22 protein-coding genes are annotated in these 20,262 nt (G+C 33.8%); 19 read left to right on the top strand and 3 right to left on the bottom strand.

Features of this window, described 5'->3' with window-relative positions:
- Positions 1-8 precede the first annotated feature (8 nt).
- The 5 genes from CVD28_RS04605 to CVD28_RS04585 are packed head-to-tail and all read left to right on the top strand — an operon-like array spanning position 9 to position 4,628.
- Positions 9-779 (top strand): DNA-methyltransferase, encoded by a 771-nt coding sequence (locus tag CVD28_RS04605; RefSeq protein ID WP_101591176.1) that lies wholly within the window; start codon positions 9-11, stop codon positions 777-779.
- A 17-nt stretch (positions 780-796) separates the two neighbouring features.
- Positions 797-1,357, top strand: a complete 561-nt coding sequence (locus CVD28_RS04600; RefSeq protein WP_101591175.1) for a hypothetical protein — start codon at positions 797-799, stop codon at positions 1,355-1,357.
- A gap of 21 nt (positions 1,358-1,378) precedes the next feature.
- Positions 1,379-2,437 (top strand): DNA methyltransferase, encoded by a 1,059-nt coding sequence (locus CVD28_RS27875; protein ID WP_101591174.1) that lies wholly within the window; start codon positions 1,379-1,381, stop codon positions 2,435-2,437.
- 4 nt (positions 2,438-2,441) lie between these two features.
- Complete coding sequence (locus CVD28_RS04590; protein WP_101591173.1) at positions 2,442-4,331, top strand: LTA synthase family protein; 1,890 nt, start codon at positions 2,442-2,444, stop codon at positions 4,329-4,331.
- Positions 4,332-4,334: 3 nt separating this feature from the next.
- Positions 4,335-4,628, top strand: a complete 294-nt coding sequence (locus tag CVD28_RS04585) for a site-specific DNA-methyltransferase (protein WP_101591172.1) — start codon at positions 4,335-4,337, stop codon at positions 4,626-4,628.
- Positions 4,629-4,796: 168 nt separating this feature from the next.
- On the opposite strand, the gene CVD28_RS04580 is transcribed toward CVD28_RS04585, so the two are convergent.
- Positions 4,797-6,125 carry a replication-relaxation family protein gene (locus CVD28_RS04580; RefSeq protein WP_101591171.1) on the bottom strand — a complete coding sequence of 443 codons (1,329 nt, stop codon included), beginning with the start codon at positions 6,123-6,125 and terminating at the stop codon, positions 4,797-4,799.
- 329 nt (positions 6,126-6,454) lie between these two features.
- Positions 6,455-6,691 (bottom strand): hypothetical protein, encoded by a 237-nt coding sequence (locus tag CVD28_RS04575; protein ID WP_257985748.1) that lies wholly within the window; start codon positions 6,689-6,691, stop codon positions 6,455-6,457.
- Positions 6,692-6,962: 271 nt separating this feature from the next.
- On the opposite strand from CVD28_RS04575, the gene CVD28_RS04570 reads away from it, so the two are divergent.
- From CVD28_RS04570 to CVD28_RS04510, 13 genes are all read left to right on the top strand, one after another.
- Entirely contained in the window at positions 6,963-7,703 is a 741-nt protein-coding gene (locus CVD28_RS04570) for a helix-turn-helix domain-containing protein (RefSeq protein WP_101591169.1), read from the top strand.
- 219 nt (positions 7,704-7,922) lie between these two features.
- Positions 7,923-9,470 (top strand): ParA family protein, encoded by a 1,548-nt coding sequence (locus CVD28_RS04565; protein WP_101591168.1) that lies wholly within the window; start codon positions 7,923-7,925, stop codon positions 9,468-9,470.
- A 69-nt stretch (positions 9,471-9,539) separates the two neighbouring features.
- Positions 9,540-10,376, top strand: a complete 837-nt coding sequence (gene cpaB / locus CVD28_RS04560; RefSeq protein ID WP_101591167.1) for a Flp pilus assembly protein CpaB — start codon at positions 9,540-9,542, stop codon at positions 10,374-10,376.
- Positions 10,377-10,429: 53 nt separating this feature from the next.
- Positions 10,430-11,869: an AAA family ATPase gene (locus CVD28_RS04555; RefSeq protein WP_257985747.1), complete on the top strand. Its 1,440-nt coding sequence runs from the start codon at positions 10,430-10,432 to the stop codon at positions 11,867-11,869.
- Between the two features lie 89 nt (positions 11,870-11,958).
- Entirely contained in the window at positions 11,959-12,387 is a 429-nt protein-coding gene (locus CVD28_RS04550; RefSeq protein WP_101591166.1) for a phosphate-starvation-inducible protein PsiE, read from the top strand.
- A 63-nt stretch (positions 12,388-12,450) separates the two neighbouring features.
- A complete protein-coding gene (locus CVD28_RS04545) occupies positions 12,451-13,830 on the top strand; it encodes a CpaF family protein (RefSeq protein WP_101591165.1) in 1,380 nt (459 codons plus the stop codon).
- Between the two features lie 174 nt (positions 13,831-14,004).
- Positions 14,005-14,943: a type II secretion system F family protein gene (locus CVD28_RS04540; RefSeq protein ID WP_101591164.1), complete on the top strand. Its 939-nt coding sequence runs from the start codon at positions 14,005-14,007 to the stop codon at positions 14,941-14,943.
- A 17-nt stretch (positions 14,944-14,960) separates the two neighbouring features.
- On the top strand, positions 14,961-15,842 hold the full coding sequence (locus CVD28_RS04535) for a hypothetical protein (protein WP_101591163.1): 882 nt from the start codon (positions 14,961-14,963) through the stop codon (positions 15,840-15,842).
- A 184-nt stretch (positions 15,843-16,026) separates the two neighbouring features.
- Positions 16,027-16,212, top strand: coding sequence for a hypothetical protein (locus CVD28_RS04530; protein WP_101591162.1), 186 nt, complete (start codon positions 16,027-16,029; stop codon positions 16,210-16,212).
- A 110-nt stretch (positions 16,213-16,322) separates the two neighbouring features.
- Positions 16,323-16,814 (top strand): TadE/TadG family type IV pilus assembly protein, encoded by a 492-nt coding sequence (locus tag CVD28_RS04525; protein WP_257985746.1) that lies wholly within the window; start codon positions 16,323-16,325, stop codon positions 16,812-16,814.
- 4 nt (positions 16,815-16,818) lie between these two features.
- Complete coding sequence (locus tag CVD28_RS04520) at positions 16,819-17,388, top strand: Flp family type IVb pilin (RefSeq protein ID WP_101591161.1); 570 nt, start codon at positions 16,819-16,821, stop codon at positions 17,386-17,388.
- Positions 17,375-17,887, top strand: a complete 513-nt coding sequence (locus CVD28_RS04515) for a prepilin peptidase (protein ID WP_257985745.1) — start codon at positions 17,375-17,377, stop codon at positions 17,885-17,887. Before CVD28_RS04520 ends, CVD28_RS04515 begins: the two co-directional genes overlap by 14 nt.
- 127 nt (positions 17,888-18,014) lie before the next feature.
- Complete coding sequence (locus CVD28_RS04510; RefSeq protein WP_101591160.1) at positions 18,015-18,785, top strand: hypothetical protein; 771 nt, start codon at positions 18,015-18,017, stop codon at positions 18,783-18,785.
- Positions 18,786-18,812: 27 nt separating this feature from the next.
- Here CVD28_RS04510 and CVD28_RS04505 read toward each other — a convergent pair whose 3' ends face one another.
- Positions 18,813-19,535, bottom strand: a complete 723-nt coding sequence (locus CVD28_RS04505) for a TlpA family protein disulfide reductase (protein ID WP_101591159.1) — start codon at positions 19,533-19,535, stop codon at positions 18,813-18,815.
- Positions 19,536-19,712: 177 nt separating this feature from the next.
- Here CVD28_RS04505 and CVD28_RS04500 point away from each other — a divergent pair, with 177 nt between their 5' ends.
- Positions 19,713-20,231, top strand: coding sequence for a hypothetical protein (locus CVD28_RS04500; protein ID WP_101591158.1), 519 nt, complete (start codon positions 19,713-19,715; stop codon positions 20,229-20,231).
- Positions 20,232-20,262 lie beyond the last annotated feature (31 nt).

Raw genomic sequence — 20,262 nt, 5'->3', positions numbered from 1 at the left:
GTGAAAAGGTGAATAATCAGTTTTTATTGAGAGATACATTTGAAGGATTTAAGGAGTTAGAAGACGAGAGTGTGGACATGATTCTGACGGATATTCCTTATTTGATTAGTCGTGAAACCAACTTTGCCAAACTCAACCGTTATAAACGGAAAAATAAAGACGTTCGTGGATACGAAGGGATGGAATTTGGAGAGTGGGATAAGGAATTTGATGTTGAACAATACATTCGTGAATGTGCCAGAATCCTGAAAAAAGGAAGAAGCATGATTGTATTTGGGTCATGGCAACAACTAAAAGAAATTAACGATATTGTTCAAGACGCATTAGGAAAAGACACTGGAAGCCCAAGAATTGGTGTTTGGGAAAAAAGTAATCCTGCAGTCTTCAATATGGACAAAATGCCAATTAATGCGTTTGAGTTCTTTGTCTGGAATCGAAAGGGCAAAAATTGGGTGTTTAACAATCAGCGTGGAAAACGTGTAAAAAATAACGGAACAGAAGTTCAAATTCCTGAACGGTTCTTGTTTAATTATCCGATTGTCGTAGGGGGTCATAAGACTGCTAAACCTGTTGGACTTTTTGAAGATTTAATTAAAACCTTCACTGATGAAGGACATGTTGTATTTGACGGATGTGCTGGTGGTGGAACAACTGCCATATCTGCACTCCGTACTGGAAGACAGTTTATCTGCTTTGAAAACAATCAAAGTAATTATGAAATTGCCAAAGAAAATTTCCAAAAATATCAGATTAAGAATCTGGAAGCCTATTTTAAATAAGAGAGGGGATAAAGACTGTGGAAAAACAAGAAAAAAATCAAGTTGAAATAGAAAACAAAGAACAACCAGAGAAATTGTCTTTCGACAAAATGTACTTTTTTGATTTAAACAAAATGACAAAGACAATGGGAAAAACCACGCTATTAGTGATATTAGGTGTCGTTCTCTTTAACTTTATGTTTTCCGATATTCAATGGTGGGCGAAAGCATTAGTTGGATTAGGCTCATTTCTATTAGTAGCGTTTGTTTATTATGACGTGAAATATATGTTGGGAATGAAAAAAAATCCATTTCAAATATTCCCTGAACGAAAAATCTTCCGTTATTACAACGAATTTGAAGGAAACAAAGAAATTGACATTACAAAAATCAAAGAAATTAAAGTGTATAGTCGCCCGAAACCAGAAGAAATCTTTTTATTAGAAATTTTTCTACACAACAAAAAGAAAGAAGAAAACGTGAATGTTGCTGGATTTACGCAAAATACCATTCATGAATTAATGAACGATATTAGACAGTTTAACAGCGATTATATTATCACAACGAATCGTGACCCAAAAAATAAAGAGAAAAAATAATAGAGAAGGGAGTGTTTTTGATTGGTTCAACACAATCATATTTATCATGGCAACAGCAAAGAAGTGTTAAAAACATTCCCTGATAATTACTTCCATTCTATTGTAACCGACCCTCCTTATGAAATAGGCTTCATGTCAAAGGGGTGGGATTCCACTGGAATTGCTTATGATATTGAATTCTGGAAAGAGTGTCTTCGTGTATTAAAACCAGGAGGACATCTCCTTTCTTTCTCTGCTTCTTCCACCTATCACAGAATGGCAGTAGCCATAGAAGAGGCTGGATTTGAAATTAGAGATAAAATAGATGTCTTTTATGACGGAAATCAAGACTTAGCAAATTTCATGGATTCCTTATCAACAGAACAAGCAAGTGCTTTTGCAAGATTAATAGACCAGCAGAATGACAGAGGATTATTTAGCTGGATATACGGTCAAGGGATGCCAAAGGGACAAAACATTTCTAAAGCAATTGATAAGCTCTATGGAAAGAAAAGACCACTTAGCGAAAAGCAACGCCCTATTGGTGGAAAAAACGGTGTGTTAATGGGGCAAGGAGGTAATTGGGGAGAAACGGAAGATATTCCGCAAACAGAGGAAGCAAGTGAATGGCATGGTTGGAATACTGCATTAAAACCAGCAAATGAACCTATTTGTATTGCAAGAAAGCCTCTTAGTGAAAAAACGATTGTCAAAAATGTCCTTCAACATGGAACAGGTGCATTAAATATAGACGCTTGTCGAATTGAACGTAAAGAAAATGACCGATTTGAGTATGGTGTTACAGGCAATCAAAAAGCGACCACTGGAACATATGGAATTTACGGACACTATGACCCTAACGCTTATACACCACATGAAGGTGGGAGATTCCCTGCTAATGTCATGATAGATGAAAGAGTAGCGGAAGAATTAGAGCAGACACATCCTGATAGCAGTCGATTCTTTTTTTGCTCCAAAGCAACAAAAAGTGAAAGAAAAATTGAAGAAGACCTTTTACAAATGAGAAGCGACCTAACACCTGAACAAATAGAATATGTACAAAATGAATTAAAACGATTAGGGGTAAAGGAGGAGAAATAATAGCGTGAAATTTAAAAAAATGTTAAAAGGATTTATTCAACATCCTATTTTTGATATTTCAATATTTGCTCTCCTTCTTTATGCGAAGTATCTTCTTCTTTTTGATGAAGTTTATATTGAAGGGGATACTTTCCTTACAACACCAGCTAAGATATTTACTACACTGACGTTAATTGCAATAGCTGGTTTGTTTTGGTTTGTATCGAACCGAAAAAGAAAATGGATTCTCCTTTTTGTTTCGTTCTTTATTTCTATCAGTATTTTTGCAGATGCAGTGTATTTTAGACACTTTAAGGACTTCACTTCTTTTTCCCTTCTTTATCAGGTAAATCAAGCAAATGATGTAAAAAATGCAATCTTCCATCTGTTGCAAGGAAAAGACATTTTATACTTTATAGACCTTATTTTTATAGGTGTTTTATTGTTTCTATTCAAAAGTAAGGTAAGTACAAAAAAACAAAAACTAAATTTAAACAGAGGTTTTGTTTACTTTACGTTTCTAACTATGTTCTTATTTGGTAACTTTGCTTTTATGCTGGTACATCTTGGAGACGATGGGATAAAAGATAGAAATTCTAATGCTCTTGCTTCTTGTATGATAGGGACAATCAATTTCCACTTTGTTGATACGTATGAAAGTATTAAAGAAAAAGTCTTTAAACCAGAATTGAACGAACAAAAAATACAAGAAATCCGTCAATCCTTTTATCAACCAAATGAGCAAGAAAAGAATCCTTATTGGGCTTCCATGAAAGGAAAGAATATATTATTTGTTCAGATGGAATCTTTTGCAAGATATGTTGTAAATGAAAAAATAGAAGGGAAAGAAATCACACCGAACTTCAATAAATTGATACAAGAGAGTTACTATGCAGAAAACATGTATAACCAAGTAGGATATGGTCATACATCTGATGCTGAATATCTAACATTAAATTCTCTTTATGGTTTATCAAGTGGAAGTGCAAATATCCTTTATGGTTTTAATGATTATTATACACTCCCTAAAATATTGGAAAGGGAAGGTTATTCTACCTTTTCAGCCCATGCGTATCGTGGGGAGTTTTGGAATCGTGTAAATATGCACAAATCATATGGTTTCCAAGAAAGCTATTTTGAAAAGCAGTTCGATATAAAAGATACTGCAGGATTAGGAATGAGAGATAAGGATTTCTTTATTCAAAGTGTTGATAAAATAGCAACATTGCAACAACCATTCTTCAGCTTTTTAATCACATTAGAAAACCATACTCCTTTTGATAGCAGAGATACAGATTTCAATGTTGGAAAATTAGAAGGTACACAGGTAGGTAAGTATATTCAATCTGTTCATGAAGCAGATAAAGCGATTGGGATATTAATTGAAGAGTTAAAGGAAAAGGGATTATACAATAATACCGTATTAATTATGTATGGAGACCATGATTCTGAATTGGAACAACCAGAAATGGAAAAACTCTTCCCTGATTTAGCTTACAATGATTTATACAAATTAAAACGAGTTCCGTTCTTAATTCATACACCTGATAAGAGTATTGTTGAAATAGACAAGCAACCATTAGGACAAATTGATACGATGCCTACTATCTTGCATTTATTAGGAATGAAATCTGAACACGCTTATTTTTATGGACAAAACATTTTTGACCAAAATAGAGAGAAAATAGTGGGACAAATCATGAATTGGGCGGTTGGAGATGGATACGTTATTAGAATCAATCCAAATGACAACAATTCTTATCTGGCATTTAACATCGATACAAACGAATCTATACCTGTTACAGAAGAAATGATAGAGCAATATGAGAAAGTTCAAACACAAATAAAAAATTCCGACTTACTAATCCGTACAGATGGCATCAAAGATATTATTAAAACAAGAGAGGGTGAATAAATCATGAGATATAGAGCAAGTGAAATACCTGAACATTTGTTGAATTTCTTTGAAAGAAGTGGTGAATCAGTAAGTGTTCATAACAATCATCCGACAGTGAAACCTTTAGACCTTATGCGTGAATTGGTAAAATTAGTAACTCCTCAAAATGGAGTATGTCTTGAACCATTTGCTGGTAGTGGAACAACACTGGTTGCTTGTCAATTAGAGGATATTGATTTTGTTGGAATAGAGCAAGAAGAAGAGTACGTAAAGATTTCTAATAGACGTGTTTCTTCTATAAAAACAAAAAGATAATAAATAGGAGAGGGGGTTGCCCTCTCTTATTTTTAATGAAGAGACGGAAACGATTGAGAATCAGAAGAAAGAATGGAAGTTAAGTAATCATGAACACAGGGTTTTAACCTGTGTTTTTTGTTGCAAAAAAACACCCCCAACAAGGATAATGACCAAGTGGGGGATTATTTATATGGATTCAATTTTCATTGTCTTCTCAAAAACTCTTTCTTCTAATCCGCTATCAGAAAAATGTTGAATATTTCCTAAAAAGTCAAATTGGAAAAGAGCTTCATGAAAAGGTTGTTCATTTAATCGTTTGAACGTAGTGAAGTAGACATTTTTTACGCCAATTAAGTCTACTAACTTAATATCCCGATAGATTTGTTCTTCACTTTCACCGACTACAACATAAGCGATTTCACGATTGTATTTTTGTTTAAAGAACAAGTTACTTTTATCCAGATAAGCCATTTTGTTTAGAACAGATAAAGCACTATACGAAAATTCATCCAATAGAAATTCTTGTATCCGATTGTTCTCAACCATGATATGATTATCTTCGTTGATTTTTCGTAGATAGAGTCCAAATTCCACTCCTTGAAAGACAGAATTTAATATATCTCCATTAGAAACATGAAATCCTTCCTTTTCAACTAAGGTTTTCTTAATTTCGGTTAGTTGTGGGTGTTCTCCTTTTAAAGCTGGAATCATCTTATCTGATAACAGTGTAAGAAGTTCTTCTCTTGAGCCAACATAAATATCAAAGTCAGCGTCAATCGTATCGACAATTCGTTCATAAATCGTATATTTGACCAAATCTGTTCGCTCTTTGATTCTGGTTGTATTTTCACATACAAACAAAACTACGATTTTACGTTCTTTATAAGCGTATTCTCTGGAGTTAATAAAATTTCGATAGTTCTCCCATTTCTCTAAGAGTTGTTTTTTGCTTTCCGTAGCCATATCCATTTCGATAAAAAAATCAGTATCTAAAATGGTAAGCATCCCATCTGGTCGAATACTGGTAAATTGACTAACGTATTTTTCATCATAGTATTTCCAGCCTATATCGAGATTTAACTGAGCAAAATCTATAACAAATTGGTTTAAGTGAACTTGGTGGTTAATGTTCTTCGGATAAATTTTTAATTCAGAAGCACGATAGTAACCTCTCTTCACTACTTGTTTCTTTGCATCATAGATATTGGTAGGTAAATCGAAGCAATAACGAATCACTTCAATACCTAATGGAGTTAAGAAATAAACAGGGTCAGGTTCTCCAAAAATAACTTTCGAGATTCTTTCCACTTCTTCAATCAATCCAAAATTCAATAATTCACCAATTTTCTTTTTGGCTATATCATCTGAAACCAACTCATTGTTAAGTAAAGACTTGCTGTAATGTAATTGATAAAGCTGGTTCATAGTCAAACATCTATATAGATAAATAGATTTTAACGCTTCAACATCCCTTTGAGAAAGAGATTTCAGAATATCTTTAATTGCACTTTTCATACTCTTCCCCTCTTTCCAAGATTCTCACATGTTAGTATAAACACTAAATGCCTTTAACATATTGTATGTAAAGGCATTTTAAAACATAATATATGATGATTTCGTGTAGGTTGTAGGTTTATTCTCACTCAATGTAGGGTAGGGTTTGTAAATAAAATACCATAGGTTAGGAATATATCGTTGTCTTTAGGCAAGTTTCAGAAAATTTATTTTATATTTTCTATATACATCGTTGACTTTAAACAATTTTTTTGTTAGCATAGACTTATGATAACGAAATCGTTATTAAAGACGTTGACTAACTTTAAGTAAATAAACGGTAGGCAAAATTAAAAATCGCTATTTTTAAGATGTTTATAGAAATAAGTGTCGATAGCTTGAAGGATTTTACCAGTTGATTGTAAGTTCATTCTTTCCAACTGATACTCAAGGTTTAAACCGCTATATTTTGTTTCCACCATATCCGCAATTTTCTCACATAGTACATAGCGGTTGTTGGACTTTGTTTCCTGAATAGCTGTTTTGATTAGTTCTTTTGTTCCTCTTGTTAATTTAAATTCTGACACGATAATTTCCTCCCTGTTTTATGTTTTTTTGGTATTAAGTCAATGCGAGTGATTTCATTGACTATAGTCCTAATTATATGTCATTGACTAAAAACTGTCAAGATGAATTTCGTTGATTATAAACATTGAATATTTTGGATATAATAAGGCAAAGAGCATAAAGCAGGTGAAGGTCTTCTAATCTTTTGTATTTTTCAGGTTAATAATTTTATTATCATTTAATTTAATTTAATTTATTAGGGTTCAAACATCAGAGGAGGTAAGGATTATTATGGCAAACAAAAAGGTTGAAACAGAAAAATTGGGATGGTACGAAGAGTTAAAAGCAGGAATGGAAGGGCTTGGAATCGAAAGTGTTTTACGTGTCATGGAGGTTATTGATACGGCTGAAGGTCACGAAACACAGGAAAAAGTTGACGAAATCAACTCATTGATTAATGAATTGGATTTGACTAATGAAGAAATGAAACAAATTTTCGATAACTTTAGTCAAGGTGTTGCTTCTTTCAAAGGTTCTACTGATGCTCTGAAATTTGTGAAAAACAAATTAAAAAGAAAAGCACGATTATTACAAAACCGTATTCAACGTGCAATTCCAGAAGGTTTCGGAAGTTATATCCTTGATTTAAGAAAGAAAAAGGATTACTCCCTAAAAGATGTAGAAAGAATCACAGGTATCAGTCAAAGCTATATCAATCGTATTGAAAAAGGGGAACGTAAAGCTCCATCTTATCCAATCATTGAGAAATTAGCGGATGCATACAGTGTGGAAATTTCTGATTTATTAAAAATCGCTGGAATCGCTACAGACGAATCCAATGTACAAGGGCTACCGCAGTTAATCTATTCTAACAACTTTACCATTAACGGTAAAATGACTTCTACTAAAAAGAAAGAAGTTTTAGTAGAAATTATCGAGAAAATGGACAATGTAAAATGGGATGATGCTACGAAGCACTTAGATACAGTTGAGCTTATCAATCTTATTAATAAGTTCAAAAACCAAGAATAAAATAATCGTTCTACCAGAAAGACACAGGTCATTGTTGCCTGTGTCTTTTATTTTGTCCATAAGTTGAATATAATTTATAAGTTTCTATATATTGAATATAGACTACGAAAAACATAGAACATAGTCAGACATAAAACCGATTGAGTGAGATTTAAAAACATGGAATAATAAGCTCAAACGATTAATTATGTCATTTGATTGAGGAGGTGGAAAGATAAAATGGAAAAAATTCTATTAGCAGTTGGCTTTAGACAGTTAGAAGAGTTTTTAGAAAAACAGCTAAAAAAAGAGTTTGTTTTTGTTGGAACAACGGTTTATCGTGAAGGAATTATTCGTGCGATTGGTCAGAAAAATCCTGATATTGTTGTCATTCGTGAGACATTAGAAGGAAAAGAAAACATTTTGTCTATTGTATATGAAATTCGCCAAAAATTTAGTAAAAAGAGAATCATTTTTATTGCTGGAAAAAGAGAACCAGGTGATGCTCTTCTTGCTACACTTGTAAGTTATGGTGTGTATGACATATTACAAGGTGAAAAGATTCGAGCACAAGAAGTTGTTGCTTTAATCCGTAAGCCGAATGAATACAAAGATGTTCAGCACCTACAACCTGTTCCTGTTTTGGATGAAAGACGTAATGAAGTGTTATTCCAAGCTCCAAACGCCATCATTCAAGAAAAGGAAATTATTAAAGAAATCTACATTGACCAAGGCGTTCATGCTCCAATAGGTAAACAGCCAACTGAAGAACAACCTATCAATGTGAAAAAGCAAGAAGAACCTGAAATGATTCCTGTTGAAGAAACGCCTGTTGCTCCTTCTAAAAAGGAAGTAAAGAAAGAGAAAAAGGTAGAAGTACCAAAAGAAACACCAAAGGATAGTGCTAAGAAAAGTTTCTTAGATAAGTTGGTTTCTAAATCAGAAATCACCAGTTCTTTTGGAGAAAACATGGTTTCGACTACAAAACAAAAAATCATTACGTTCTTAGGTAGTAAAAATGGAGTAGGGAACTCTTCACTTGCTTTTAACACAGCTCTCTCATTAGCTCAAAAAGGATTAAAAACCATTTTTATTGAGTTCGATGACAAAACTCCTGCTGTAAGCTATTGGTATGAGTTAGGGTTTGTAGAAGATGGCATTGATTCCGCTCTAACTGCTTTGGAGAATAATAATTTTGAAAAAGTAGAAGAAGCGATTGTGAAAAGTGCTGATTTAAAGAAAACCGAAAGCCTGATGCAGAAAAACTACCGAAAATTCCCGAATACATTAGATTTTATGTTCTTCTCTAACAAGTATCTCACAAGAGAACCAGAAGAAGGATTAGAAGCACATGTAAATATGGGATTTTCTAAAGAGTTATTCTTGTATCTCATGTTCCAATTAGATTATGACTTTATCATTTTAGATGTCCCATCAGATATTAACCATCCTGCAACGTCAAATGCGTTACTTTATTCTAATAAGGTATTTATGACTCTGACACAAGATGTATCGACTATTGGGTATTCAATTTACAAAATGAATGAGTTGTCTAAAAAGGGCATAAACATCAGCAAAAAACTTTATTATATCATTAATAAATTTGAAAAAGCTGACTTGTCTTTAAAGGAAATTGAGGATTGGATTCAAGCCGAAAACATGACGACTGTTCCAATATTGAACAAGGAATTTGCAAATGCAAACTTCTTAGGATTGCCAGTGTTGCTTTACACAAAAAATTCAGGACTAAGAAGTGCGTTTCAAAAAATAGAAAAAATTATTGTCTAAAAGAAATTGACTATATGGTATAAATATAAATTTTGCCATATAGTCTAAATAAAATAGGAGGTGTAGTTCTTGAAAAAGAAAAGAGGTTTAATGATAGGTGTGCAAGTTGGATTAGTAGTAGCCTTCTCCTTCTCATTCTATCAGTACGTACAAAATGAGGTACAGCCAAAAGAGGTTTATGTATTTAAAAATGACCTACCAGTAAACACACAAATCACAAAAAATGATTTAGAAAAGGTTACAATTCCAGCAAAAGCAATTACAACTGATTTTGCTTTAGATGCAAATGACATTGTAGGAAAATATGTAACAACAAAAACTTTCGGGAACCAGTTTGTTTACAAGCAACAATTGGTGGAGAAAGAGGATGTTGACCCATTTGACAGCATGGATATGTCAAAATTGCGTAAAATTTCCCTTCCAGTTGACTACCTGAACTCGTTTGCAGGAGATATTGAACGTGGAGACAAAATTGACCTTGTGTTCACTGGTCAAGGTGTTAAGGGTAGTGCGAATGGTTCAGAAGGAGAGTTCAAATACTCCAAAGTCTTCTTACAAAACGTATATGTCTATAACGTAGCAACAGAAGATGGTTTCAAATTTGAAAGCCATGCAAACCGAACAAAAGGTTCTGAATCTGAAGACGCTGAAGGTGAAAAAATCGACACTTCTGCTGATGAAAGCAAAATCGGTGTTGTAACTGTAGCTGTAACTTTAGACCAAGCAGAAGAAATTACTGCTCGTATGAAGTCTGGTGAAGTTCGCTTACTTGGTCGTTTTGATGATAACCAATCCTATGAAACTTTAGGATACGTTGTTGGAGAATTCGGTAAAGTGTTTTCAGAAAAAGCAAATGCAGAAACTGGCAGAGCAACAATCAACGAAGATAACCAATTCCAAAAATAAGGAGTAGGAGGTGAAGAAACACGCTGTTTGCGTTAGCTCTGGATGTAAATAGCGTGTTTTTTATTATTATGAAAAAAGTCTTAGTCGCAACAGGACAAAAAATTATTGATGACACAATTGCAAAGTTTGAAAACTTCGATGTAGTAAGTTCTGTTGAATATAAAAGCGAAGTACATGAAGCGTGTGAATATTTCCAGCCTGATATTTTACTAATTGGAGAGGGTTTAGCAGGACATGAGTCGCTTATGCAAATCATGCTTAAATTAGTAAAGGATTTCCCACATTTGCGAATTATTTATCTTGCTGGATATGTCGATTTACGTGACGAGCCAAAAGTAAATGCCCTTGGTATTTTAGTAATGGCTGGAATCTATGACATTGTTCATGAAAGAAAAATTACAGTTCCGATGTTACGAAACATATTGGATAATCAAAAAGATGCAGAAAGCATGGCTTATCTCACAAAGAGGGTAAATGAATCGCATTCTAAATCAAACAAAGAAGATTTGATTGAATTTGAAATTCCAGTTGAAGATAAAGAACAAGAAGATGAAGATATTTATAAAAACCTTCATGTTGTATCTTCTATCAAGCCTGGTACTGGTAAGAGCTTCTTATCAACAAACATTGCTACTGCGATTGCAAACTTTGGTGTAGAAACAAAAGACGGAAGAAAGCCAAGAGTAGGATTAATCGAGGCAGACTTACAAAACCTTTCTGTCGGAACACTTCTTCAAATCGAAGATGACAAAAGAAACTTAAAAGCGGTTATGGACAAAATCGGAACAATCGTAAATGATAACGGATTGGTTGGTACACTTCAACAAACCGAAGAAGTCAACGCTTTTATCAAGAGTTGTTTTAAACCATATTATCGTGTGAAGAATTTAGAAGCGTTAGTTGGTTCACAATTAACTTTCCAAGAGATTGAAAGTGTAAAACCATACTTCTATATTTATCTGTTAGATGCTATCGCAAATGAATATGACGTTGTAATTATTGACTCAAACTCTTCTTTAACACACGTTACCACTTACCCACTTTTACAAATGGCAAAAAGCTGTTATTACGTTTTAAATTTAGATTTTAACAATGTACGTAACAATGCTCGTTACAAAGATATTTTAAAAGAAATGGGAATTTTAGATAAAGTGAAATATGTATTGAATGAAGATATTGTTAATGATGCTTCTGAATCCCTTGCGTCTGGTACAGAGATTGAAGAGCTAATCTTCACTGCTGACCACTTAGACGATTCTGATTTCAAATTAGAAGCAAGAGTTCCTATGTTGCCAAAAACCGTATTCTTAAACCGACTATATGAAGGAACACCAGTCGTATTGGATGACAAAAAATACACATTAAAAGCACGTTATGAGCTTTTTAAAGTAGCCAACCAAATATGGCCTATGAAGAACTTCAAGGAAATCGAGGAAGAATATCTGGAAATGAAGAATGGGAACAAAAAGAAAAAGGGATGGTTTGCAAAATAATCATCCCTTTCTTTTCTCTATATTATCGACTATAACCCATAGAGTAATTATTTTACTTATAGTCTACATCAAGTAAGGAGGGAAAATGGGTGGAAAATAAACAAACAAAAAGACAAATTCTATTAAATAAATCATTGCAATATGTCTTAAACATTTCTCTCATTTTGCTATCCTTTGTTCTTATTTGGCTACTCGGAAAAGAAGGATTTCATTTAATCCATTTAACTTTTTTTGAAGAAACCAAGGAGGGTCACAAAGAAGTATTAGAAAGTATTTTGACTTTCTTCCTATATTTCGAGTTTTTATCAATGATAATTAAATATTTTCAAGAAGACTATCATTTTCCTTTGCGTTACTTCATGTATATCGGTATCACCGCAACAATAAGACTTATCGTTGTTGACCATGAAGATGCAAAACAAACACTTTATTTCTCTGGTTCTATTCTTTTGTTAGTTATCAGTTATGCCATTCTAACTTTGCTTTCTATCATGAAAAAGAAAGCAAATATGAATTAGTGTTTAAAAACAAAATTAAAATAGTCATTTAATAATAAAGAAGATAAAAAAGGAGGCAACATTGTGGAGCAAGATTTTAAATCATTTAGGAAAGATTTAATGAAGTTCAATCGCCAAAAATCAGATACAGTTGGAGCATTAATGGATTACGAGGATGCTCTTGAATTGATTCGTACTCAATTAGCAGAAAAATTGGCAACTGAAATGGAAGTAAACAGTAAAGGAAACCAGCAAAAAGCGGAGAAAAAAGCGAAGAAAGATAAAGAATATTTGAGAAAGAAAAAATCTCAATACAAGACGTACATTACAGATATTGTGTTAGCTGAAAACCTTCGTGTGCGTGGATACGATGATATGAACCAAAATGTATTTATTGAAGAAATGGTGGAAGAATTTGCAGGGTATTCCGTTTTAGCAGATGCCTTCGCTGACCCTGATGTATCAGATATTTTCGTCATAGATTGGAAAACCATTTATGTTGAAAGAAAAGGAGCAAACATGAGGTATCAAAAGACATTCCGAAGTGCAAAACACTTCAAGGATGTACTGGAACGCTTTATTCGTGAATCTGGTAAAGAGATTAACATGGGTGACTCCAAAATCGTTGACTTTGAATTGTATCAAGACAGGGGTTGTGCGACTTCACCAGGGGTTTCTCCAAGAGACTACTCTTTAACGATTCGTAAACACGCTGAAGACCATATTACGAAAGAACAAATTGTCGGTTGGGGCGTATTAACAACAGAAATGGCAGACTTCCTTGGTATGCTAATTGTGGGTGAATGTAATATTATTTATGCTGGATTAACAGGTTCAGGGAAAACGACTTCCATTCGTGCATTGTTAGACTACTATGTAACAAAATCAAATAAACGTATGTTAGTTTGTGAGGATACACAAGAGTTGTTCCCTAAAAACGACCACACGTTAGAATTAGTATCTGTAAAAAGCGATGACAAAGCATTGGCTGTACCGCTTGGAAACCTCATTCATACTGCATTGCGTTTGAAACCAAAATACATTGTAGTAGGGGAGGTACGTGGTGAAGAAGCACAAGCGGCCGTTGAGGGGATGGAGACTGGACACAGTACGATTTTCACGATGCATGGAGGCAACCCTTGGAATATCATCAACCGTCTGGTAACAAAATACCTAATGGCAATGCCTTCACTTGGGATTGACGTAGTAGAACGTATCATTGGTTCTGCAGTAGATTATGTATGTATTCAAGATAACGTACCAGGTACAGGCAGAAAGATTACAACCATTTCAGAAATTAACTACAACTTTGAAAAAGGTCGTGTTGACGTTAAAACCATTTGTCGTTATGACTTCCGTAAGAAAGATTTCGTATGGGAAGGAAAAATCGACAAAGAAAAAGCAGACAAAATGCTTAGACGTGGTATTACACTTGAGCAAATCGAGCCTTGGGTGGAAAAATAATAGTCAAAAGGAATTAAACACTTTTTTTATTCCTCTAATGTTGACTATATGCTATATTTTAATCATTAGAGATTATAGTATATAAGATATGAGGGGTGTATGATTAAATGCCCCTTGTATCCACTATAATTTGTTAGTGAATAAAAAATAAAAAAGGTAGGTGAAAGGAAAAGAATGGGATTTAACATTATGCTATTTGCTGTTTTAATGATACTGACTATTGTAATTGCAAGTGTAGGCAGAGGAAACAAAAGTACATTAGATGGTCGTAAACAGCAATCCAGTAACATTTTGAGAGAAAATGTGTTAAAGAAACGATTAGAAAAATACAACGAAGAAAAAGTAAAATTTTCTAAGCGATATGCAATTGAAACACTAAGCCTACAAGCTGGTTTTAAACTAAGCTACACTGAATATCGTATGATTACGATTGGTTCAGCAATTGTATTTGCTTTACTTGTTGGTATCTTAATGAATAACCCCATCTTAGGCGTATTGTTCGCCCTAATTGGTTACATTCTTCCAAAAGAGGTTATTACTTTCTTAAAAAACCGAAGAGTAGCCCTTTTAGAGAAACAGATTGGACCGTTCATGCAGATGGTTATCAAGCGTTATGAAACCACAAAAGACTTTGGTAAATCACTTGAATTAACAATGGTTGAATTCAAAGGTGAAGAACCTATGTATTCTGAAATCAGACAAACGGTTCTTGAAGTCAATGTAGGTGTCCCTGTTGGAGAAGCAATGGATAACATGGGAAGACGTACAGGTAACAAATACATGGTTCGTTTAGCTGACTATTACAAAATTGCCTCTTCTTTAGGTACAGAGGAAATCCGTAAAAAGCTGTTAAATCAAGCATACCAACAATATGAAGAAAACAGAAAAACAAAATCAGTAATGAAGAAAGAACTTGCTGGTCCTAAAAATGAAGCGTATATCATGTTAGCGTGTATTCCAATGTTCGCTATCTATTCTGCTCTAACCAACGATACGTATATCGACTTTATGATTAATACGTCAACAGGTAAGATTGGAACTGCTGTAATCGCTTCTATCTTCATGGGAAGTATCTGGTTTGTAAACTCCAAAATTGGAGCACCGCTTGAATAAGGAAGGAGGTTAGAAAGGTGTTAGTAATATTTGCAATCGTAGCAGTCATATCAATGTTTTTCCTTGCAAGAAGCCTATTTATACTTGTCTTCTCAATGGAAAACTACAATGTTCACCGAAAAAGATTGAAGCAACTTCAATTTAACAATAAAAAAGAAGATATGGAAATGAATGAGTTAATTGATAAAGTCACAAAACCAGTCATTCGCCATCTTCTTCCAAGGTTAAAACCAAAGAACTTAGAGCAATTAGAACGTGATTTGAAAATGGCAAAGTGGGAGAAAAATTTCACGCCTATTCAATATCGTGCATTAAGCATCACTCTAAAAATAGCTGGATTGGTTTTAGGTTTCGCTCTTTACAACCTAATTGCACCATTCATGGGTATTCTATGGGGAGTTGTGTTATTCTTCGGACTTGATTTCTTCCTAAGAAACTCTAAAAACAACCGCAAAGCATTGTTAGTTGCTGACTTCCCTGACTTCATCCGTATTACAGAAGGATACCTTTCAGCGAATGTTTCTTTCTCACAAGCAGTAGCAGAAAGTATCAAATATGTAGGAGAAGAGTGGAAGCCAATTCTTCAAAACTTTGTTGTTCAATGCGATGTTAAAAGCATTGACGAAGCTCTTGACTCTTTAAGAGAAGATGTTGACCTCTTTGAAGTTCGTGAGTTCGTTGCCCTTGTAAAATTAACTCTTGAACAAGGGGGAAGTGCAAGTGAAAGTTTCAATGCACAAGCGGATAAAATTCGTGAAATGCAATTAGACGCAATGGCTATGAAAATTGGCAAACGCCAAATGATGGCAACTGCACTTCAAGCACCACTGTTGCTATGTATTATGGCTATCATGGGTCTTCCAATGTTAGGCTCAATGACTGGTCTTGCATCTATGTAAGTCAAACTGTCAACACATGCTAAAGCATAGTAAAACCAAAAAAGGCTTTTTTTCAATAGAAGACCTTATTATAATGGTATTATCAAAGTATGTGTTGACTATAATCTATTAAGTAGAGATTATAATATATTGTCGATACGCATATTATGAAAAATAAAACATTTAAAAGGAGGAAATTGGTACTATGAAAAACTTAATGAACAGAGCGAAATTTGTATTAAAAGGTGAAGAAGGAGCTTCCAACATCGAGATTATCGTCTGGATTTCCGTAGTTCTTGTAATCGCTACTGCATTGTTCGCATTCAGAGATTCTATCACTAAGTTCTTGGGTAGCTCTAAAGGCGAAGTTGATAACTTAAAAGTGAAGTAATCGAATATCAAGTAGAAAAGGGAGATGAGACCATCTCCCTTTTCTAAGATATATCAAGAATTAACTTGTCCATACCAAACAAAGAAAGTAAAGGTGGTGAAGAAGACTGCATGAAAATGTTTAAAAGATTGAAAGGATTTAAGAAAAACAAAAAAGGTGCTTTAGCCATTGAAATTGTTATAGGTATGATGATGTTCTTAATGATTGTCAGCTTTGTAACAGACGTAGCTCTTCTCACTTGGAAGTTTACGGTTATATCAGATACAAACTCTTATCTCGCACGTACAGTAGGGATTCAAGGAGGGTTATCAGGTTCTACACCAACAAACTATCCAGGGGGTAGTGGGGCGTATATCACAAGAGGCGAAATGGATTCCATTATCAAAGGAAACATGGATAAAGCAGGGATAAAAAATTACAGTTACAACTTATCTGATTACAGTGCGGATTATGGAGACATGATTGATACGGAACTGAAAGCAGAATACAAATGGGCTATGCTAAGTAACTGGATTCCTGGTAATGTCACCAACGAAATTGTTTCCAAACGAAGTGTAATGTCCGAATTCCAATTCCGCTATGACAACTTTAGAGGAGAGTAATAACATGAAAAATATTAAAAAGTTTTTAAAAGACCAAAAAGGTGCATTTAGTATTCTTTTTGTTATTCTCGCCTTTATTTCTGTCTTAATCATTACGTGGAGTATGGATGTACTAAAGCAATCTTATACCATTAGTGAAGTGCAAGGTATCATGGATGTCGCTGGTGTTTCTGCCTTGAATTATTCAGTAGATAAAGAATCTCTAAGAGGAGAGGAATTTATATATAGTGAAGATGCGGTTCGTACCAAATATCACGACATTATTGAAAAACGAATTCATGCTGGTGGCTCTCAAAATATCAGCTACAAGCAAGTAAGGATTCGTAGGGTTGATTACAAATACACGAATGAAGGTTTGGGAGAAAGAACGAAACCAGCTCACCAATTATGGTTAGATTCTTATATGGTTGTTCGTGTGAAAACAAGCCAAGTATTTGACCTTTTCCCTTCATTAGAGAAACAATTCTATGATTCTTTTGATAAAAACAACTTTGATATTAGCGTCACTGGTCAAACAGAGGATGGAAAAACAGAATTAGTAATTAGGAGTGTGAGTCGTCTTGTTTACAGATAGTCAAACATTTATCAATACGATGCTCCAAGATATACAAGGTCTTTATGGCAACTATTATTTAGTTGCCATATTGACTCTATTCTTGGGAATTGCAACATATACAGATATGAAATCAATGAAAATACCAAATAAATTAAACTTAACTTTTGGTATCATAGCCATTGGCATTATTCCATTTATGGATTATTCTACATCAGAAATTATCTCCAGAATCACTGGTTCATTGTTTGGGTTTTTTGTTCTACTCATTCCTGCTATGATTAAAATGCACAAAATGGGTGGAGATATTAAATGTATCGCAGTAGTAGGATTATATTTAGGATTTTTCCAAGTCCCAATCTTCCTTGTTTTAGCTTGTATCTCTGGAATGGTGTATATTTACTTCCGTTTCAGAACTGGTAAACCGATAGGGAATATGCCTTTTGCCCCATTTTTTTTATTAGCTCATATTAGCTTATTCTTCGGGCAATTCTTAATCCCTTATCTTCATTACCTTTAATAAACAAAGAGAGCTATCCTTTTTAGGGTAGTTCTTTTTTATTGCACCACAATTATCTATACGAAACATTGACTATAGTGTATAATTAATGACATGTGATAAGACAGGATTAAGAGGAGGAAATAAATTGAGTTCATTTATTCATAGAGAAATTGCCAAAACAACCTTAAATGGAGAAGAAATATATGTGTGTATGTATGTACATGAAGAAGTCTTAGTAAATCTATCATTCTTTAAAAAGACAGATGTAGGGTTTGAAGAAATGCTTCGTCATGATGTCCCTGCAGAAACAGGAAAAGAGTTAGTTCGCAGAGTACGTGCTAATGATGTCGAGAAAGTAACACCAACAGAACTTAAAGTGTTCAATCAGTCCCTAAATATGTACAATATCCTTTTATCTAAGGAAATTAAAGGACTGGTGAGTAAATCGGTAAACGGTATGAAAGTAGAATATGTAGGAGAACTTGCTGGAATGAATTATATTGTTTCCAAATCCGATGAAATGAAAATCCAACAAATATATATGCTTCAAAAAGCAGGGGTGGAAAGTGGATTTGAAATCGGAAGAATCCCTGCTCCATTTGTAGAGATGATTCTTCTCGATTACGTTCACCATAACAAAGTAGGGGAGAAAGCTTCTTATTTTATGGTTGACCAAAATCAATTTTTCGGCTTAAAAGAAAGTAAAAGTTCACGTATTATTTATGTTGTGAAAATTGATGTATTCCCTGAAAGCGTATCGGCAACTAAGGCGTATATGATTTCTAAAAAGAATCACTACGAATATACCCTCTTGCCTATACAAGAAAGTACACCACAATTAATGAGTGGCTTACAAGAGGAAGGGAAAAAGATTATCAATCAATTTATAAAAGAAATGAATATGACTGCACAATAAAAACGGTGGGATTTCCCACCGTCTTTTTTATTTCTTATCTGTTGATTGTTGCTCTGCTTGTTGAGAATCTTCTGGAAGTTGCAATTCTACTTTTTCTGTCTTATTGAAAGATTGAGTAAGTGTTGTTTTGAACGCTAAATCACTCATGCTACTTAACACAACATCACTTACATCTCCACCAACATGAACATATTGAATATAGCCTTCTTTATCGACAAAGATAAATGTAGGTGTGTATTTTACTTGATAATCGTTAAAGATACTATTTAGTCCTTCACCAGCAATAACCTCTTCATCTTTTTCATATTTATTGATTTTGAAGAAGTCGTCTACTTCTGCTTTACTTTCATTTGGAAAAACAGTTAAAACTTTTACTTGTTCTCCACTCATATCCTTGAAATCATTAACAGAAGGATAAGAAGCAATACACGCAGGGCAAGTAGTAGAACCCAATTCAATAATGACATTTTGACCTTTTAGTTTACTTAATTGGATTTCTTCACCCTTTAAGTTTTTCACTGTAAAATCTGGAGCTTCTGTTCCAATCATTTTTTGAGCATAATCTCGAATTTCTTCATTCGGGAATAAAGTTTCAAAATCTAATTCATTAGTAGTATTTTCTTTCTGTTCTGCAGTTACTTGAGGGGTAGTTTCTTTTTCTCCCTCATTTTTATCCGAACTATTAGAGCAACCGACAGAAGTCAACATAAGAGCTACTAAAGACACCGCTAACCATTTCTTTTTCTTCATACATATCCTCCTTTGTTTTCTGTACAGACTTAATCACGATTATTTTACCATATACATTGATTATAGTCAATGAAGTAGATTTTGTATTATAAAGGCAAATAATCGGAAGTATAATAAAAGGATTTTATATAAAAAAGGAATATGTATATATGTTTTTAAACAGGGAGGATTTTATTTATGAAAAAAGTGCAGTTTTTAGAAAAGGCTTGTGTAGGTGTAGAAACAATTATCACAAAATCTATGAGAAAGTTAGATATTTTTACGTACACTGCAACGAATCATGAATTTGGAAGAAAGCAGTCAAATGGCAGATTCAACATCGTAACAGAGGATGAAATTGCGAAGGAATATTTGGAATCTGGAAAGGGTGTTTTCTACAAAGGTCATATTTACTTCCAAGAAGATAAGATGACAAATAGTACACATTTTCAAGAGTTTAATAAAAAGTATAAGAGAATTACCAATGAATTGAATCGTAAAGTAGATGGAGAATATCAAACCTACTTGAATGGGGCATTGTATGGTGCGATAAAGGATATTCAACATTTCCCAATGTTAAAGTCTATGATTACGCTATATCAAACAGGTATGTTTTCACTTGAAATAATCGAGTTGAAATTGCAAACCTATTTGAAACCAGAGGGAGTTCAATTGGTTCTAAACGAATTATATGAGTCAGTAGAAAAAGCAGGGTAATACCTGTTTTTTTTATTGACCGAAACACAAA

Origin of the sequence: Bacillus sp. M6-12 (genome assembly GCF_002860285.1) — a bacterium.
Classification (GTDB): Bacteria; Bacillota; Bacilli; order Bacillales; family DSM-1321; genus Peribacillus.
Note: the sequence above shows the minus strand (reverse complement) of the source record. Positions and strands in the feature narration are given on the sequence as shown.

Bases quoted from the DNA above. Each gene is read 5' to 3' on its own strand.
- CVD28_RS04585 (WP_101591172.1), top strand. From the start codon at position 4,335: ATGAGATATAGAGCAAGTGAAATACCTGAACATTTGTTGAATTTCTTT.
- CVD28_RS04580 (WP_101591171.1), bottom strand. From the start codon at position 6,125: ATGAAAAGTGCAATTAAAGATATTCTGAAATCTCTTTCTCAAAGGGAT.
- CVD28_RS04570 (WP_101591169.1), top strand. From the start codon at position 6,963: ATGGCAAACAAAAAGGTTGAAACAGAAAAATTGGGATGGTACGAAGAG.
- CVD28_RS04565 (WP_101591168.1), top strand. From the start codon at position 7,923: ATGGAAAAAATTCTATTAGCAGTTGGCTTTAGACAGTTAGAAGAGTTT.
- CVD28_RS04540 (WP_101591164.1), top strand. From the start codon at position 14,005: ATGGGATTTAACATTATGCTATTTGCTGTTTTAATGATACTGACTATT.
- CVD28_RS04530 (WP_101591162.1), top strand. From the start codon at position 16,027: ATGAAAAACTTAATGAACAGAGCGAAATTTGTATTAAAAGGTGAAGAA.
- CVD28_RS04525 (WP_257985746.1), top strand. From the start codon at position 16,323: ATGAAAATGTTTAAAAGATTGAAAGGATTTAAGAAAAACAAAAAAGGT.
- CVD28_RS04520 (WP_101591161.1), top strand. From the start codon at position 16,819: ATGAAAAATATTAAAAAGTTTTTAAAAGACCAAAAAGGTGCATTTAGT.
- CVD28_RS04505 (WP_101591159.1), bottom strand. From the start codon at position 19,535: ATGAAGAAAAAGAAATGGTTAGCGGTGTCTTTAGTAGCTCTTATGTTG.
- CVD28_RS04500 (WP_101591158.1), top strand. From the start codon at position 19,713: ATGAAAAAAGTGCAGTTTTTAGAAAAGGCTTGTGTAGGTGTAGAAACA.